The sequence below is a fragment of the Caballeronia sordidicola genome (genome assembly GCF_002220365.1).
Classification (GTDB): Bacteria; Pseudomonadota; Gammaproteobacteria; order Burkholderiales; family Burkholderiaceae; genus Caballeronia; species Caballeronia sordidicola_C.
The window spans coordinates 83,090-99,080 of record NZ_MTHB01000126.1 but is presented as its reverse complement, the minus strand read 5'-3'; the positions used below and the strand labels follow the sequence as shown (position 1 = coordinate 99,080).

Genomic DNA, 15,991 nt, shown 5'->3' with positions numbered 1-15,991 from the left:
GAAAACCGCTTACTGCCATTTCTTCGGATCGCCGCCTAAGGCCGCGCAGGTATCGAAGCTGATGGCACGGAGCTTCGCCTCACCGATCTGTCCGGAGAGCGCGTAACCCGCGTGATCGGTCGTCCAGTAGAAAGTTCGTCGCGAGCCGTCGCGCAACATCCGTATGGCGTACTCGTCCTTATGCTTGCCCGAGCCGCTTGTCATGTACAGCGTGAGCCGTTCGCCGCTGGCGTTCTGATACATGAACTGCGCCGCAGGTCCGTCCTCGCCGGGCAACAAGCGGCCACCGACCAGCTCGAACCCATACTCGTGCAGCGAGGGAATGATCAAGGTGCGGTTGAGCCGCTTGGATAACCACGTCACGAGATGATCCTCCTGCGACGCCGCGACTTCCACCGCGTGCCGCTGCTCAGGCGCATATACCGCGTAAGCGATATCCGCGCGTTGCGCGAACGTGGGCGCCGGGCGATCCTGATCGAGGACCGGCAACAGCATATGCATCAGGAAGCCGCATGCGATCCCCACCACCAGCCAGCTCGCCGCCATCAGATAACGCCTGCGCGGACGCACCACCACGACTTGAGGTTCCTTGTCAGCCGTGGCGGCAAACAGCGCCCGCAGCGCATTGTCTTGCGCCCGATACGCGGCGACCGTCGCCGCGCTCGCCGGATCGCGGGCGATGCGCGCAGCGGTTTCAGCGCGCTCGGCCTCCGGCGCTTCATCGTCGATGAACGCGGACAGCGCGCGCAACTCATCGGCTGCCGCGCTCGCTTCCGCCTGTTCCGGACGTTCGGGATTCGTCATGTGCCACTCACGATTTTCAACGATGCCGATTTGCGGCCCGGTTCCTCACCGAGCAGCACACGCATGTGTTCACGCGCCCGCGATAGTCGCGACATCACCGTTCCGGCCGGCACGTTCAGCACCACGGATGCCTCCTGATAACTCATGTCCTCGACACAGACGAGCAGCATGACTTCGCGTTGCTCAACCGGCAGGCAATATAGCGCGCGTTGCACGTCACGAAGCACGAGCCCGTCGACTTCGCCCACGGGCGCGGCCATCTGCCGCCAGGGCGCGGTTTCATCGTCGACGGCAATATCGCGCCGGCCGCGCAACTGATCGATATAGAGATTGCGCATGATCGTGAACAGCCATGCGCGCAGATTGCTGCCGACGCGAAATCCTTTCGACCGGCCCAGCGCGCGTTCGGTCACGTCCTGCACGAGGTCATCGGCCCACGCACGGTCTCCCGTTAGCGCGCGCGCATAACGCCGCAACTGCGGCAGAACTCCAACGAGGTCGGTATCGAAGCTCAACGGCCTATGCTCATGACTGGTTCACTTTCAACGCTCCGGGCCGCTGTTCCCGTGACGACGATATTGCCGCACGTGCACAGTGGCCATCGATCGCTTCATGCTGGTCTGCATCGCTCTGATGGCGTTTTGCTGCTTCACGCTTGTTGCTTCAAGCTTGTTGCATCCCGCTTACTGCTTCACGGTATGCCACATGTCCTTGAAATTTTCGCCGTTGGCATCGCCGGGTTTCTTGTCTTTCGCGAACGTGTACACGCGCTTGCCCTTGTATGCCCACTGGTTGCCGCCATCGGCTGCGGGCATCATGGTCCAGTCACCCTGGGGTTTGTCCGAGCCATCGGCCATTACCGCCGGCCACGCTTGGGCGCAACCGCCGCTGCACGCGCTCGGACCCGACGCCGGATCCTTGTCAAACGTGTAGAGCGTCATGCCTTTCGCGTCGGTGTACATACCGCCTCCGGCCATTGGCGAGGCAGCATGGGCACCCAGACTGGCGGCCGCGGAGAGGGTCAGCGCTGCAGCGAGCATCGGGATTCGCATTCTCATGTTGTTTGTCTCGTTCCATTGTGCAGGTACGGGATAAACGGATGATGCTCACGGAATATTCCGGTACCTGACAAATATTTCGACCGTATTCCGTGATTTTGATCCTGTCGATTGGCTGGTGCGCGTCGGAATATACGAGTTAGACAAACTGGCGAACGCCGGACCGGGACGCCCTATCTGGCGACTTGGCTACAATCGACGGCATCAGACGATGCGGTTCTCCGCCAGCCGCCCGAGCAGGCGTGCCAATTCGCATTTTCCCCGTCATGAACGGGCCGATCAGCCAGAACCCGGCTTGAAACGAACGAGGTGAAATGGTGCAGGACAGCAAGAATCAACCGACGCCGGAAAACCCGGGCGCGACCATGCATACGACAAGAAAACGGCCGCTGGATGGCATTCGCGTGCTGGATCTGTCGAGGGTGCTGGCGGGGCCGTGGTGCACGCAAAATCTCGCGGATCTCGGGGCGCAAGTGATCAAGATCGAGCGTCCGGGCACGGGCGACGACACCCGCACATGGGGCCCGCCATTCCTTCGCGACGCCGAGGGCCGTGATACATCGGAGAGCGCCTATTTCCTGTGCGCGAACCGAAACAAGCAGTCGGTTGCCATCGACATGAGTTCACCCGAAGGCGCCGCGCTGATCCGCGAGTTCGCGAAGTCGTGCGACGTGGTCGTCGAAAACTTCAAGGTCGGGGGACTCAGGAAATATCAGTTGGACTATGAAAGTCTTTCGGCGCTCAATCCGCGGCTCGTGTACTGCTCGGTGACGGGTTTTGGACAGAGCGGCCCGCTATCGCCGCGCGCGGGTTACGACTTCCTGATCCAGGGAATGGGCGGGCTGATGAGCATTACCGGCGAGCCCGACAGCGTAGCGGGCGGCGGCCCGGAAAAAGTCGGCGTGGCCGTAACGGATCTGATGGCCGGCATGTACGCAACCACCGGCGTGCTCGCCGCACTTTTGGAGCGCGAAAAAAGCGGGCTCGGGCAACATCTCGACATCGCGTTGCTCGATTGCCAGCTCGCCATGCTCGCGAACCAGTCGATGAACTATCTCACCACGGGCATCGCGCCACAGCGCATGGGCAATGCGCATCCGAACATCGTGCCGTACCAGACATTTGCCGCGAGCGATGGCCACGTGATCGTCGCATGCGGCAACGACAGCCAGTTTCGTTCGATGTGCACCGCAATGAACGTGCCGGAACTTGCGCTCGATGCACGCTTCGCTACCAATAGCGGGCGTAGCGTGAACCGGGCGGAATTGCTGCCGCAGCTGGCGGCAGTCTTCATGACGCGTCCTCGCGACGCATGGGTCGACGCGTTCGAAGCGTGCGGCGTGCCGTGCGGGCCGATCAACGATATCGCGCAGGCTTTCGATTCCGATCAGGCGCAATTTCGCGGCGCGGCGCGGGACATACCGCATCCCGTTGCGGGCGTTGCGCCGACGGTCGCAAGTCCGCTGCGTTTATCGGCTACGCCGGTTGCGTACGATCAGGCGCCGCCGATGCTTGGACAACACACGAGCGCCATGCTGCGCGACGTGCTTGGCATGGGTGACGCGCAGATCGAGGCGTTGATGCGAACCGGGGTGATCGGCGGGTAGCTTGATTGCAACGTGAGGCGCATTGGTGAGGCGAGCAGACACTTTATGACGATTTTCGCCTTGACTCGTATGAAGCGCATCACGGTATGGTTGGTCATGTGAAATCCACGCGAGCACGCAGGATGCAAACCATGACTTCTTATGATCGACGATCTTCCACGGGACGAGGCGGAACGCTTGTTGAGCCTCATCAAATTCGGCGACCCATCAACGGGATGGAGACGGCGGCAGCAAACGGTAAGTTGGGCGAAATGCGAGTTCTGTGTCACGGATGCCGAGGGCAGACGCATTCAGGGCATCACGGCTGATCTATCTGTTCGATACGGGCGGCGACCGCACCTTAAGCAATTCCTGTTCAGCATGTACTACTCGCAGCATCGGGGTAATCGCCGAGCGTACCAGCTCGACGTCTTTCAAAGTGGTCGACGACCAGCGGACGCTCATCGGCATCCCCACGAACACGTGGGTCGCGACCGTTTGGCGGGCCACGCTGAATGGTCTGCGATCAGTTTCGCGGGCGCGCTGCTGCTCTTTTGCAGGAAGACCAACTTGACGCTGACCTGCGTCTTACCTGACCCATCGGTTCCGGAGTCGAAATGAATATCCAGTCGTCCTGCCAGGACATGTGCGCAAAGCTTGGTTTCGGCTGCGTGCAACTAGAAGATGAATACCCGCCCATGATGGCCCTCCAGACACCGTTTGGTTTTTACGGAGGTGACCCATTCGAGATCTATGCGGAATATCTGGGTGATCGCGAGCAGATACGGTTCTTTGATTCAGGGGGGACGTTGTTCCACTGCTTCGCCCGCCAGATCAATTCGTTTCATCTGCGGGACTATCAGGTCGTGAAAGCAGCGATCAAGCAGCCCGGCATCAACGTAACGCATGAGGGCGAAATTGAAGGCACGTTTGAAGTTTCCAACATGGCGTCCGGCTTCGCGAGTTATGTCGACGCGTTGCTGAGTCTGGCCAGATGGGAATTCGATAACGCGGGCACTGACTTCGCCGTCCGCGAGCCCAGCCTGATTGGCGACACAAGGCTTTATCTCAACGCAATAAAACCAGATGTCCCGGCACTCAAGAGCACGCTGAAGGCCGCGGGCGTGTCGGGTCGTCAATATGGTTTCGACCTGTCACAGGGTGACACGCAGATCGACGTGATCTCATGTCATCGCAACGCTTCGTCGTCGGAGCTTTACAAGCTTGTAGACCTGCGAGGCAATGCGCTGACTGCCAACATGCCCATCATCGTAGTGGTGGACGACCGTTTGTTACCCGAACAGGCGGATCGTGAAGTGGCTGTGATCGGTCAGTACGCCGAGGCGTGGCCTATGAGAAAGCTGATCGAGGCGGCGGCGGGCGGCGCTTTGACGCGACATTGAGGTCGTGGCGGTAGTAGTCGAACCCGGGGAAAAAAATCGTTCAGGCGTTCAAAGCTGCCAATCGAGCAACGGCACTACTTTCTCGATCAGCTTCTCTAACCTCGGTCGATTCAGCCACTCTTCGTACGTGACAAGGTGCGACTTTTCTATATCGGCGTCGAAGATCGCGCTTTGCTGACGGGCGAATTCGCGATCGTAGATATTGAGGTTCGCTTCGTCGTTGAGCTTGAACGAGCGGCTGTCAAAATTCGTCGATCCCGCTGAAACCAGGTAATCGTCCACCACGAGTAATTTGCAATGGAACATGGTCGGCTGATATTCGTGGATTTCAATACCCGCGGCGAGCAGATCTCCCCAGCAAGCGCGGGAGGCTTCACGCACTGTGTGCGTGTCAATACGTTTTCCCGGCGTCACAATGCGCACTCTCACGCCGCGTCGTGCGGCTTCCACCAGAGCGTTGATCGCGAGGCCATCGGGGACGAAATACGCGCTCGCGAGATGAATGCTGTGCGTGGCCGCCGTGATCGCCATGAGATACATCAGTTCCATGTCGTCGGCGCCGTGGGTGGGGGAGCTGCTGAACATGTGCGCGACACCATGGCTGGCATCGCCTTCGGCCAATGGGGGTATCTCAGGAAAATACTTGGGACCATGCAGTACATTGCCGGTCGCCTTGATCCAGTTGTCCATGAAAACGGCCTGCATGTGACCGACTACCGGACCCTCCACCCGGAAATGCGTGTCGCGCCAATGCTTTTCGTCTTGCGCGTGACCGGTCCATTCCTCCGCAATTCCAACACCACCGGTGAAACCCACGCGGCCATCGATGATCAGCAGCTTCCGGTGCGTCCGGTTATTCATTCGCCCGAGTCCGGTCCAGTGTGGCTTGTGATATTGCACGACGTCGGCGCCGGCTTGCCGCAGTTCGTCGAGATAACGATGATCCATTTTCTTGCAACCCATCCAATCGAGCAGGATATGCACTGCAACGCCCGAGCGCGCTTTCTCCGACAACGCCGCCGCAAATTGCGCGCCAATTTCCCCGGACCAGTAGATGAATGTTTCGAAGGTGATGGTTTCTTTGGCGGATTGAATGCCATCGAGCATGGAAGGGAAGATTTCGTCGCCGTTCAGCAGCACGGCATACCGATTGCCCGATGTCACCGGCGGCCCTAGCAAGAGGCTCATCGAACGAATGAATTGCGGGTCGTCGCTTGAATACAGCCGGTCGATGTTGTGCTCGACCTTCTTTTCGCCGCTCACGAAGTTCGCGAGGATCAGCACAACGACAAGCGTGACGACTACCGTAAGCGGTATGGCGAGCAAGAGCATGTCGGATTCCGGAAAAGAGGGGCAGCAATGGAGAGAGGTGTACGCGTTGTAGGAGCCTGAAGCCCGGGTACACGCAGCGGACATTCCGACACGCTTTGTAGCAAGGGGCGGACCTCCTGTTTATTGCACGGCGTATTGCGCTGCGTATTGCACGGCGTATTGCGCTGCGTTTATGGCAATAAATTCGGCTGCACCGCGCCAATTGCATGGCCGAGCCCTTGCACATCGAGTCGGCCGCGTTCTGGCGGCGGTTTTTTGCAGTTTCGCCGGAGGCATAAGCGCGCGATCGGCGCGCGGCTCCCCGACCCTCTGCCAATCGCTCACTCGTCCACAATCGTGCTCAGATTCACGCGCACGCGCCGCAGCAGCGAGATCAACTGCGTGCGCTCGTCGGCATCGAGCCCTGCCAACGCTTCAGCGGCCACTGAGTCGCCCACCCGGCGCGCCCTGCCGAGTGCGCCTTCCGCTTTTGCCGTCATCCTCACCGTCCGTTCGCGACGGTCATCCGGATTTGGAAAACGTTCGATCCAGCCGCCTTCCTCCATCCGATCGAGCAGGCGACCGGCCGATATCGGCGCGACTTCCAGCAGATCGGCCAGCCGTGCCTGGTTCACATCGCCGAAATGGGACAGATAGGCGAGCGCGCGGCATTGCGCCCGCGTGAGATCGAGGGACGATTTCGCGAGTTCGTCGAAGCGCTTGCTGCACAAGCGCCCAACGTCCGAGATCAGAAAACCAAAGCGCTTGTCGAGGTGCGTTTCCATGCCCGGATTATACGAAAGAAGCGCGCACCCACATGCATTCGGGCAAACGCGGGTTTCCTCGGATTTTTGACTCCTTGTTCCAATCAATAGCCTGTTTATAATAAGCATGCTTACTATTAGAGTAAGCAGTCTGCTAACCGAATTGGCGCACGAATGTCCTCTGAATCGATGCCGGCAAGCGCGGCGGCCACGCCGCTCAACCGGCCCATGCTCACGATCTCGATCATGCTCGCAACGCTGATCCAGACACTCGACAGCACGATCGCCAATGTCGCGCTGCCGCACATGCAGGGCACGCTGTCGGCGTCGCAGGACGAGATCACGTGGGTGCTGACGTCGTACATTGTTGCGGCGGCGATCGCCACGCCGCTTACGGGCTGGTTATCCGACCGGCTGAGCACGAAGCGTCTGCTGATCATTTCTATTGGCGGCTTCACGATTGCGTCGGCGCTATGCGGGTTATCGGAGAGTCTGGCGCAGATTGTCGCGTCACGATTGCTCCAGGGGATTTTCGGAGCCTCGCTCGTGCCGCTCTCGCAATCGATCCTGCTCGACATCAATCCGCGTGAAAAGCAGGGCCAGGCGATGGCCGTCTGGGGCATGGGCGTGATGGTCGGGCCGATCCTCGGGCCGACGCTCGGGGGGTGGCTCACCGATAGCTACAACTGGCGCTGGGTATTTTTCATCAACGTGCCGATCGGCGCGTTCGCGCTCTTTGGCGTGATGACGTTCCTGCCGGCGCGAGCGGCGAAGCTCGGGGTGAAATTCGACGCGTTCGGGTTTGCCACGCTGGGTCTGGCGATCGGCGCGCTGCAGGCTATGCTCGATCGCGGCGAGCAGCTCGACTGGTTTGGCTCGATCGAGATCCGTATCGAAGCCATTCTTGCGGTGCTGAGTTTTATCTTTTTTCTCGCGCACACCGCGACCGCCGGCAAGCGGTCATTCTTCAAGTACGAACTGTTGAAGGACCGCAATTTCGCGACCGGCGTGTTTTTTATCTTCATGATTGGCGCGGTGATGTACGCGACCCGTGCGTTGTTGCCCCCGATGCTGCAGAACCTGATGAACTATCCCGTCGCCACGACCGGTCTGGTCACGGCGCCCAGCGGCGCGGGAACGATGGTCGCCATGCTGGTTGCCGGGCGGCTGTTACGACGCATCGACGCGCGGTTTTTGTTGCTCGCCGGTTTTCTCATTTCAGCGTTCGCGCTTTGGCAGATGATGCATTACACGCTCGTGCTGTCGGTGTCGGACATCGTGTGGCCCGGCGTGATCCAGGGTTTTGGCCTGGGCTTCGTATTTGTGCCGCTCAGCGCGCTGACGTTTTCCACCCTGACGCCTGAACTACGGGCCGACGGCACCGCGACCTACAGCCTGATGCGCAACATTGGGAGCAGTATCGGCATCTCGATCGTGCAGACCATGATGACGCGCGGCACTCAGGTGGCGCACGCCGATCTCGCGGCGAATGTGAACGTATTCAATCCGTCCATGCAACCCATGCTCGAAAGTGGATCTCAGCTGAGTCTCGCGTTGATGGATCAGTCGATCAATCAGCAGGCGCAGATGATCGCGTACCTGAACGACTTCAAGCTGATGTTCGTGGCAACCTTGCTGGTCGTGCCGCTGCTATTGCTGATCCGGCCGATGCGCAGTGTTGCCAGCGAAACACTCGCTCACGCGGCCGCGGATTGACGACATTACTTGATGGACGAATCGCGTGAAAGCTCGCGCTGCGTCAGGTATACGCGCAGATCGAATTCGATCTGGTGATACCCCGGCTGCATGAATTCGCATAGCCGATAAAACGCTTTGTTGTGGTCGCTTTCCTTCAAATGCGCGAGCTCGTGCACGACGATCATGCGCAGGAATTCAGGCGGCGCTTCCTTGAATAGCGATGCCACTCGAATCTCCTTCTTCGCCTTGAGCTTGCCGCCCTGCACGCGTGATATGGCGGTGTGCAGGCCGAGTGCATGACGCAGCACATCGAGCTTGGCGTCGTACATCACCTTGTCTATGGCGGGCGCCACGCGCAGGAATTCCTGCTTCAGATCTGTGGTGTATTGATACAACGCGCGGTCTGACTGCACGGCGTGACGGTGCGGATACCGGTCAGCGAGATACACGCCCAACTGGTCGTCGGAGATAAGTTTGCGGACCTTGTCCTGAAGCGTTTGTGGATAGGCGCCGAGGTATTTCAGAGGAAGCATGATGAGACGTGACCGCCGAGTGGTGCCTTCGGCATTATAGGGACGAGGGCTTCGGCGTCACGTCGCGCGCCGTTTAGCTGAGTGAGTTAAGCGCGAGTCACGCACGCTGCCGGGTGCTCCACAAAATGCACGCAATCAGCGCAAGCTGCAAAGGCAGCCGCACGAGCAATAACCACGACGGAACTTGTGAGAACTGATCTGCGTGTTGATACATGAATACGTTGGCGGGCGTAACGGCAATGGTCAGTAACGTCAGCCCAATACCCGCTGCACTTCGTGTGCGTTTGATCATCACGCCGACCGCGCCAAGCAACTCGAAAGCGCCGCTCACAATGACGGCCAGGAGCGGAAAGGGAATGTAAGCCGGCACGATTTGCACGAAGAGCGGCATGTACAAAAAGTGGCATGCGCCGCCGATCAGGAAATACAAGAATACGAACCACAGCCCGATGCGCTGGCCCGCGGACATTCTTCTAACCGACGAAAATCTGAGTGAAGACATTGATGAGCGAGCGCAGTGTTGTTGAATCTGACGATGGCAGCGCAACCGTGCGCCGAACTTGTAGATCACGAAGTATCACGAATAGTCGATCACCCAAACAATGATCCAAAAAATCGATGACCCAAAACAAAAAACCGCCCAGCGAGCTGGGCGGTTTTTATCAATTCTGGTCGGGGTGAGAGGATTCGAACCTCCGGCCTCTACGTCCCGAACGTAGCGCTCTACCAGGCTAAGCTACACCCCGAATGTTCACTCTGAGACGGTTCGTTTCCTTTTCAGGACTGTCTTGCCGTCGAGTAAGAACATAATTCTAGCAGGCTCTCTTTAAAAATGGAATCTGGAAACGAAGAAATTGCATTCGCTGCCGCCTGTGCTTCTTGCCGTGCACATTTGAGCGTGTGATCCAGCGCGCCCGACGTCGTGATGGCTTCGAAGATGGTGTCGAATTTATCCGTGCCGCCTTGCTCGATCGCCTCGCGCGCGAGCGCTGCCTGTTCGGCCGAACCGTGCTCCATCAGATAGATGAGGGGGAGTGTGGGTTTGCCTTCGCGCAGATCGTCGCCGGCATTTTTTCCCATCGATTCCGCCGTGCCGGTGTAATCGAGCCAGTCGTCCATGATCTGGAACGCCGTGCCAATGCGCCTGCCGAATTCGGCGGCGGCCGCTTCGGTCCGGGCATCCGACCCAGACAGCACCGCGCCGAGTTGAGCCGCCGCTTCGAAAAGCTTGGCTGTCTTGTAGCGGATCACCTGCATGTAGCGCGCTTCGTCCACGTCCGGGTCGTGCATGTTGAGCAACTGCAGCACTTCGCCTTCCGAGATCACGTTCGTCGCAACTGACAGGATTTCCATCACGCGCATCTTGCCCACGCCGACCATCATTTCGAAGGAGCGCGAATACAAAAAGTCGCCGACTAGCACGCTCGCCGCATTGCCGAACAGCGCGTTCGCGGTCTTGCGGCCGCGCCGGAGATCGGATTCGTCGACCACGTCATCGTGCAGCAGCGTGGCCGTATGAATGAACTCGACGACCGCGGCCAGCTCATGCCGGTGCCCGGTGGTGTCGCCGAGCGCGCCGGCGACCAGCAGCAGCAGCGCGGGCCGGAGCCGTTTGCCGCCGGCCCCGATGATGTACTCGGAAATCTGGTTGATCAGCATCACTTCGGATGCCAGGCGCTGCCGGATGACGCGATTGACCTGCTGCATGTCCTCGGCGATAGGCTCGAGTACGTTGGCGGCGTTTGGGGAGGAAATGGCAGTGGACGACATGATCGGCAATTAGGGTAGTGCCGCGAATTATAAGGCGAATCGGCCGATAGCCGCCTCTAAAGACGCCTCGGACGAACCGCGCGGGGTGCTGCGACAAGCCTGACGCGCGGTGTCGGGCGGCGAAATCGTCATAATGGCGCGTGCGCCGTGCTCGATCCGGACTGCAGCCGCTCTCGTTTTTCGCGATGAACAAGGGTTTTGACGGAGAGCCTAACTCTCTGTATAATCACGCGTTTTCGCGCACGGTGTGCGGAAAAATGAATTCAGAGTGAGGTTCTCAATGTACGCGGTCATAAAAACCGGTGGCAAGCAGTATAAGGTTGCTGTCGGCGAAAAATTGAAAGTAGAACAGATACCGGCAGACATTGACGCTGAAATCACGCTCGACCAGGTTCTCGCAGTAGGCGAAGGTGAATCGATTCAGTTCGGTGCACCGCTGGTCAGTGGGGCTTCCGTCATTTGTACCGTCGTGTCCCAGGGTCGTCACAAGAAGGTTACGATCTTCAAGATGCGTCGCCGGAAGCACTACCAAAAGCACGCTGGCCATCGCCAGAACTACACCGAACTGCGTATCGACGCTATCAACGCCGCGTAAGCGTCGTCGAGTCGATTAAGCTAAACGGTCAAGGAGCTATTAAATGGCACACAAAAAAGCAGGCGGGTCATCCCGCAATGGTCGCGACTCTGAATCAAAGCGCCTCGGCGTGAAGGTTTACGGCGGCCAGGCTATCAACGCAGGCGGCATCATTGTTCGCCAACGCGGTACGCGCATGCACCCGGGCGACAACGTCGGCATGGGCAAGGATCACACCTTGTTCGCGCTGACCGACGGCCACGTCAATTTTTCGACGAAGGGCGCAGCAAAGAAGCATCTGGTCAACGTCGTCCCGGCTGCCTAAGAATTATCCAGGCACGGGCTTCAGGACCGGAACAGGCCCCGCGAAGTTCGCGGGGCTTTTTTTATTGGCCGGCTTTATTTGAGCTTTATTGGCTTGGCCAGAGTGGCATATATCGAATGGCCTAGTGGCTGGCATCGGCCGGTCGCGGCAGAATGGCGGAACACCGCTGAAACACGGGACGGAGCAACTCATGAAGTTCATTGACGAAGCGAGAATTGAAGTCATCGCCGGCGACGGAGGGGATGGCAGCGCGTCGATGCGGCGCGAGAAGTTCGTCCCGTTCGGCGGACCGGACGGCGGCGACGGTGGCCGGGGCGGCAGCGTGTATGCGGTTGCGGACCGCAATATCAACACGCTGATCGACTATCGGTACGCGAAGAAACATCAGGCGCGCAACGGCGAAAACGGCCGCGGCGCCGACTGTTACGGCAAGGGCGGCGACGACATCATCTTGCGCATGCCGGTCGGGACAATCATCGCGGACACGGAAACGGGCGAGTTGATCGCGGACCTGACCGAGCACAACCAGAGCGTGCTGATCGCGCACGGCGGTGCGGGCGGTCTCGGCAACCTGCACTTCAAGTCGAGTACGAACCGCGCGCCGCGTCAGAAGACGGAAGGCAAGCCCGGCGACCGGCGCATGCTGCGTCTCGAGCTGAAAGTGCTCGCCGACGTCGGTTTGCTCGGCATGCCGAACGCTGGCAAGTCCACGTTCATCACGGCGGTGTCGAATGCGCGGCCGAAAATTGCCGACTATCCGTTTACCACGCTCGCGCCGAATCTTGGCGTGGTGCGTGTGGGACCGGAAAAGAGCTTCGTGATCGCCGACATTCCGGGCTTGATCGAAGGTGCAGCGGAAGGCGCGGGTCTGGGTCACCGGTTCCTGCGCCACTTGCAGCGCACCGGCGTGCTGCTGCATCTCGTCGATCTGGCCCCGTTCGACGACGCAGTGGATCCCGTCGTGGAAGCGCGTGCGATCGTCAATGAATTGCGCAAATATGACGAAGCGCTGTACGAAAAACCACGCTGGCTTGTGCTGAACAAGCTCGACATGGTGCCGGACGAAGACCGTAAATCGCGAGTGGCAGACTTCATCAAGCGTTACGAATGGGACGGCCCGGTGTTCGAAATCTCGGCGCTGACGGGTCAGGGTTGCGAAAGTCTGACCTATGCCATCTTCGATTACATCTCGAAGAATTCGGATGCGTCGCGGGCGGCAGAAGCTGAAGATCTCGCAGCGGACGTGCGTTTTCGCGACGAACCTGCCGTCGTGACACCCCAGCCCGCGCCGGAGATCGACGAAGACCAGGACGAAGACGAAGCGTAAAAGTTTGGCCCGTGCTTATCGAGGCATATCCGAGGAGAAATGCGTCAGATGCGTTCCGTCATAGCCGCTTCGAAGCGACTCGTAGTGAAAGTAGGATCGAGCCTGGTGACCAACGACGGGCGCGGGCTCGACCACGCGGCCATTGCGCGCTGGGCTGCGCAGATTGCAGCGTTGCGCGCGCAGGGAAAGGAAGTCGTGCTGGTCAGTTCCGGCGCGATCGCCGAGGGTATTCATCGGCTGGGCTGGACGAAGCGGCCGCGCGAAATTGACGAGTTGCAGGCTGCCGCTGCCGTTGGACAGATGGGTCTGGCGCAAGTCTACGAAAGCAGTTTCGGCAAGCACGGCATGCGCACCGCGCAGATTCTTCTCACGCACGCCGATCTCGCCGACCGCGAACGCTACCTGAACGCACGCTCGACGCTGCTTACCTTGCTGCGCCTGGGTTGCGTGCCGATCATCAATGAAAACGACACCGTTATCACCGACGAAATCAAATTCGGCGACAACGACACGCTCGGCGCGCTGGTGGCGAACCTAATAGAAGGCGACGCGCTGATTATCCTCACCGATCAGCGCGGTTTGTTTACCGCTGATCCGCGGCACGACCCCACGGCCACGCTGGTTGAACAGGCCGACGCGGGCACGCCGGAACTCGAGGCCATGGCAGGCGGCGCGGGTTCAAGCCTGGGACGCGGCGGCATGCTGACGAAGATTCTCGCGGCGAAACGCGCGGCCCACAGCGGCGCGAATACGGTGATCGCGAGCGGGCGGGAGTCGGATGTCCTGACCCGGCTGGCATCGGGCGAGATGATCGGTACACAATTAATGGCGCGTACGGCCCGTATGGCGGCGCGCAAGCAATGGATGGCCGATCATCTGCAGGTGCGTGGCCACGTGGTTATTGACCACGGTGCGGTCGAGAAGCTCACTGCGGACGGTAAAAGCTTGCTGCCAATTGGCGTGATCGAGGTTCACGGTGCGTTCGAGCGCGGGGAAGTGATCGCGTGCATGAACCCGGGCGGTCAGGAAGTGGCGCGCGGCATTACGAATTACAGCAGTTCGGAGGCACGGTTGATCCAGCGTCGGCCGAGTGGTGAAATCGAAACGGTGCTGGGTTATATGCTTGAACCCGAGCTGATTCATCGGGACAATCTGGTGCTGGGGTAAGCGGTACTGCACGCGTTGAAACCAAAAAGCCGCCAATAGGCGGCTTTTTGGCTTAATTTCGGTCGAAAAACATAGATTTTTCGGATTCATGCGATCGTCAAGCGCCACTATCTGCCGAAATTTTCCTATTGAGCTATCTACTGGTCCTAAGATTCTTCGCAGTCTCGCTGCGTGAGATCGCCCAGCGTTAGATGCCGGTCATCGCGCCGCGCGCCGCCGCCGCGCCCACAAAAAAGCCCGCTGACCGTCAGACGCAGCGGGCTTCTTCACCAGCCTTTCGGCCTAGTGATAGTTCGAAACTGCGGTTCGCTTCATCTGGATGTTCTGCACAATCTGCTTAGCCGAGCCTGTCGGCAGCTTGTTTGCGCAGAAGTAATCCTGATACAGCGCTGCGTGATAGGAGTTCAACTCGCCGTTTTCGATGCGTCGGAAATCGTTCTCGACCGCGCGGTCCCAGCCGGTCTGGTCCTCATTAATGCTCGCATACAGGCGCCAGTTATAGTTGTCGCAGCGAATGCCTTCGTAATTGACGTTGCGCGCGCCTGCCGGGCTTTTCACGACAATCGTGTAGCGGATGACACCGTCGGATCCTACGGTGAGCGAGTTTTTATCGACGAAAAAACTCAGTGGCGTATTTTCCGACACCGTGATCTCCAGGAGATTCGCGTCCTGCGGCAAAGGCGGCAGGGTGTCGACCGTGTTTTCGACCCAGTTCGGCTGGCGGTCCATGAGATAGACGAACGCGCTGTCGTCCTTGTTTGTCGGCTTGGGGCTGCCGCAACCGGCGAGCACGGCAAGGGCTGCCGCGGATGCCGCGAATAATGCAATGGCTTTCAATTCTTGATTTCCTGAGGTTGATGCAGAAGCGACTGCAAATCGATCGTGCCGCGTGAAAAGCGCCGCAATTGTCCCGCTAAGGACCCTGCCGGCATGGCAAACACGCAAGCCCAGCCTTCGACGCTGCACGAAAAAAAGCGGCGTGCGTTGCCGCACCGCCGCTTCGAATGACACACGTCCTAATCCCGCAAAGGACGTTGTGCGTAGATGTGCAGCTCTTCGGTCACCGAACATTCTGCCTGAACGATGCCGCCGTTAGCAGAAACGGCCGCGTCCTCCATGGTCATGCCCTGAATCAATCGCGGATAACGATTGGCGTGATGCGCCATCCGCTCCGCGCGCTCAGCGCGCACAACTGCTCGCCTCAAGAAGCGAGAAAGTTCCGTGAGCGCAAGCTGATATACATCCCGCTTGAACTCGATCACCGCGTCGAGCGGGACCCAATACTCATTCCACCGCCAGGCATCGAATTCCGGATGATCAGTCGCACGCAAACAAATGTCACAGTCGCGGCCTACCATGCGTAACAAAAACCAGATCTGTTTCTGTCCGCGATAATGCCCGCGCACCTCGCGCTTGATGAACTTGTCCGGCACCTCATAACGCAGCCAGTCGCGGGTTCGGCCCACGACCTTGACGTGCTCCGGAAGCAAACCGGTTTCTTCGTGTAACTCCCGATACATCGCTTGCACGGGGGTCTCGCCGTACTTGATGCCCCCCTGCGGAAACTGCCAGGAATGTTCACGCAGCCGCTTGCCCCAAAACACTTCGTTGTGCGCGTTCAAGAGGATGATGCCGACGTTCGGGCGAAAGCCTTCACGATCCAGCATACAA

At 59.3% G+C, this 15,991-nt stretch carries 17 protein-coding genes and 1 tRNA gene; 7 read left to right on the top strand and 11 right to left on the bottom strand.

Features of this window, described 5'->3' with window-relative positions:
• Positions 1-9: 9 nt before the first annotated feature.
• The 3 genes from BSU04_RS21175 to BSU04_RS21165 all read right to left on the bottom strand — a co-directional run bounded on the left by BSU04_RS21175 (position 10) and on the right by BSU04_RS21165 (position 1,856).
• Positions 10-804: an anti-sigma factor family protein gene (locus BSU04_RS21175; RefSeq protein WP_089162446.1), complete on the bottom strand. Its 795-nt coding sequence runs from the start codon at positions 802-804 to the stop codon at positions 10-12.
• Positions 801-1,319, bottom strand: coding sequence for a sigma-70 family RNA polymerase sigma factor (locus BSU04_RS21170; RefSeq protein WP_031360721.1), 519 nt, complete (start codon positions 1,317-1,319; stop codon positions 801-803). The genes BSU04_RS21175 and BSU04_RS21170 overlap by 4 nt, the downstream gene beginning before the upstream one ends.
• A 168-nt stretch (positions 1,320-1,487) precedes the next feature.
• Entirely contained in the window at positions 1,488-1,856 is a 369-nt protein-coding gene (locus BSU04_RS21165; RefSeq protein ID WP_306427208.1) for a COG4315 family predicted lipoprotein, read from the bottom strand.
• Between the two features lie 371 nt (positions 1,857-2,227).
• On the opposite strand from BSU04_RS21165, the gene BSU04_RS21160 reads away from it, so the two are divergent.
• Together BSU04_RS21160 and BSU04_RS21150 are read left to right on the top strand one after the other, a co-directional pair.
• Positions 2,228-3,469: a CaiB/BaiF CoA transferase family protein gene (locus BSU04_RS21160; RefSeq protein WP_089162495.1), complete on the top strand. Its 1,242-nt coding sequence runs from the start codon at positions 2,228-2,230 to the stop codon at positions 3,467-3,469.
• A gap of 596 nt (positions 3,470-4,065) precedes the next feature.
• Positions 4,066-4,851 carry a DUF1828 domain-containing protein gene (locus BSU04_RS21150; protein WP_089162443.1) on the top strand — a complete coding sequence of 262 codons (786 nt, stop codon included), beginning with the start codon at positions 4,066-4,068 and terminating at the stop codon, positions 4,849-4,851.
• Positions 4,852-4,899: 48 nt separating this feature from the next.
• Here the strand turns inward: BSU04_RS21150 and cls are convergent, their stop codons facing one another.
• Together cls and BSU04_RS21140 are read right to left on the bottom strand one after the other, a co-directional pair.
• Entirely contained in the window at positions 4,900-6,183 is a 1,284-nt protein-coding gene (gene cls, locus BSU04_RS21145) for a cardiolipin synthase (RefSeq protein ID WP_179258382.1), read from the bottom strand.
• 320 nt (positions 6,184-6,503) lie between these two features.
• Positions 6,504-6,947, bottom strand: coding sequence for a MarR family winged helix-turn-helix transcriptional regulator (locus tag BSU04_RS21140; RefSeq protein ID WP_089162442.1), 444 nt, complete (start codon positions 6,945-6,947; stop codon positions 6,504-6,506).
• A 153-nt stretch (positions 6,948-7,100) separates the two neighbouring features.
• Here BSU04_RS21140 and BSU04_RS21135 point away from each other — a divergent pair, with 153 nt between their 5' ends.
• A complete protein-coding gene (locus tag BSU04_RS21135; RefSeq protein ID WP_089162441.1) occupies positions 7,101-8,642 on the top strand; it encodes a DHA2 family efflux MFS transporter permease subunit in 1,542 nt (513 codons plus the stop codon).
• A gap of 5 nt (positions 8,643-8,647) precedes the next feature.
• Here the strand turns inward: BSU04_RS21135 and BSU04_RS21130 are convergent, their stop codons facing one another.
• From BSU04_RS21130 to BSU04_RS21115, 4 genes are all read right to left on the bottom strand, one after another.
• Entirely contained in the window at positions 8,648-9,157 is a 510-nt protein-coding gene (locus tag BSU04_RS21130; RefSeq protein ID WP_089162440.1) for a M48 metallopeptidase family protein, read from the bottom strand.
• Between the two features lie 97 nt (positions 9,158-9,254).
• The gene (locus tag BSU04_RS21125) at positions 9,255-9,626 is read right to left on the bottom strand and encodes a DoxX family protein (RefSeq protein ID WP_089162439.1); all 372 of its coding nucleotides are present in this window, start codon (positions 9,624-9,626) and stop codon (positions 9,255-9,257) included.
• A 200-nt stretch (positions 9,627-9,826) separates the two neighbouring features.
• A tRNA-Pro gene (locus BSU04_RS21120) sits at positions 9,827-9,903 on the bottom strand.
• Positions 9,904-9,934: 31 nt separating this feature from the next.
• Positions 9,935-10,927 carry a polyprenyl synthetase family protein gene (locus BSU04_RS21115; RefSeq protein ID WP_089162438.1) on the bottom strand — a complete coding sequence of 331 codons (993 nt, stop codon included), beginning with the start codon at positions 10,925-10,927 and terminating at the stop codon, positions 9,935-9,937.
• 280 nt (positions 10,928-11,207) lie between these two features.
• On the opposite strand from BSU04_RS21115, the gene rplU reads away from it, so the two are divergent.
• The 4 genes from rplU (at position 11,208) to proB (ending at position 14,320) form a co-directional block, all read left to right on the top strand.
• Entirely contained in the window at positions 11,208-11,522 is a 315-nt protein-coding gene (gene rplU / locus BSU04_RS21110; protein WP_089162437.1) for a 50S ribosomal protein L21, read from the top strand.
• Between the two features lie 43 nt (positions 11,523-11,565).
• On the top strand, positions 11,566-11,826 hold the full coding sequence (gene rpmA, locus BSU04_RS21105) for a 50S ribosomal protein L27 (RefSeq protein ID WP_089162436.1): 261 nt from the start codon (positions 11,566-11,568) through the stop codon (positions 11,824-11,826).
• 190 nt (positions 11,827-12,016) lie between these two features.
• Positions 12,017-13,153 (top strand): GTPase ObgE, encoded by a 1,137-nt coding sequence (obgE, locus tag BSU04_RS21100; RefSeq protein WP_089162493.1) that lies wholly within the window; start codon positions 12,017-12,019, stop codon positions 13,151-13,153.
• 48 nt (positions 13,154-13,201) lie between these two features.
• Complete coding sequence (gene proB, locus BSU04_RS21095) at positions 13,202-14,320, top strand: glutamate 5-kinase (protein ID WP_089162492.1); 1,119 nt, start codon at positions 13,202-13,204, stop codon at positions 14,318-14,320.
• A gap of 282 nt (positions 14,321-14,602) precedes the next feature.
• Here the strand turns inward: proB and BSU04_RS21090 are convergent, their stop codons facing one another.
• Positions 14,603-15,157: a CNP1-like family protein gene (locus BSU04_RS21090; protein WP_256983138.1), complete on the bottom strand. Its 555-nt coding sequence runs from the start codon at positions 15,155-15,157 to the stop codon at positions 14,603-14,605.
• Between the two features lie 179 nt (positions 15,158-15,336).
• Positions 15,337-15,987, bottom strand: a complete 651-nt coding sequence (locus tag BSU04_RS21085; protein WP_089162434.1) for an RNA pyrophosphohydrolase — start codon at positions 15,985-15,987, stop codon at positions 15,337-15,339.
• Positions 15,988-15,991 lie beyond the last annotated feature (4 nt).

Excerpts from the sequence above, each read along its gene's own strand:
- BSU04_RS21175 (WP_089162446.1), bottom strand. The coding sequence starts at position 804 with ATGACGAATCCCGAACGTCCGGAACAGGCGGAAGCGAGCGCGGCAGCC.
- BSU04_RS21165 (WP_306427208.1), bottom strand. The coding sequence starts at position 1,856 with ATGCGAATCCCGATGCTCGCTGCAGCGCTGACCCTCTCCGCGGCCGCC.
- BSU04_RS21160 (WP_089162495.1), top strand. The coding sequence starts at position 2,228 with ATGCATACGACAAGAAAACGGCCGCTGGATGGCATTCGCGTGCTGGAT.
- BSU04_RS21150 (WP_089162443.1), top strand. The coding sequence starts at position 4,066 with ATGAATATCCAGTCGTCCTGCCAGGACATGTGCGCAAAGCTTGGTTTC.
- cls (WP_179258382.1), bottom strand. The coding sequence starts at position 6,183 with ATGCTCTTGCTCGCCATACCGCTTACGGTAGTCGTCACGCTTGTCGTT.
- BSU04_RS21140 (WP_089162442.1), bottom strand. The coding sequence starts at position 6,947 with ATGGAAACGCACCTCGACAAGCGCTTTGGTTTTCTGATCTCGGACGTT.
- BSU04_RS21135 (WP_089162441.1), top strand. The coding sequence starts at position 7,101 with ATGTCCTCTGAATCGATGCCGGCAAGCGCGGCGGCCACGCCGCTCAAC.
- BSU04_RS21130 (WP_089162440.1), bottom strand. The coding sequence starts at position 9,157 with ATGCTTCCTCTGAAATACCTCGGCGCCTATCCACAAACGCTTCAGGAC.
- BSU04_RS21125 (WP_089162439.1), bottom strand. The coding sequence starts at position 9,626 with ATGTCCGCGGGCCAGCGCATCGGGCTGTGGTTCGTATTCTTGTATTTC.
- BSU04_RS21115 (WP_089162438.1), bottom strand. The coding sequence starts at position 10,927 with ATGTCGTCCACTGCCATTTCCTCCCCAAACGCCGCCAACGTACTCGAG.
- rplU (WP_089162437.1), top strand. The coding sequence starts at position 11,208 with ATGTACGCGGTCATAAAAACCGGTGGCAAGCAGTATAAGGTTGCTGTC.
- rpmA (WP_089162436.1), top strand. The coding sequence starts at position 11,566 with ATGGCACACAAAAAAGCAGGCGGGTCATCCCGCAATGGTCGCGACTCT.
- obgE (WP_089162493.1), top strand. The coding sequence starts at position 12,017 with ATGAAGTTCATTGACGAAGCGAGAATTGAAGTCATCGCCGGCGACGGA.
- proB (WP_089162492.1), top strand. The coding sequence starts at position 13,202 with ATGCGTTCCGTCATAGCCGCTTCGAAGCGACTCGTAGTGAAAGTAGGA.
- BSU04_RS21085 (WP_089162434.1), bottom strand. The coding sequence starts at position 15,987 with ATGCTGGATCGTGAAGGCTTTCGCCCGAACGTCGGCATCATCCTCTTG.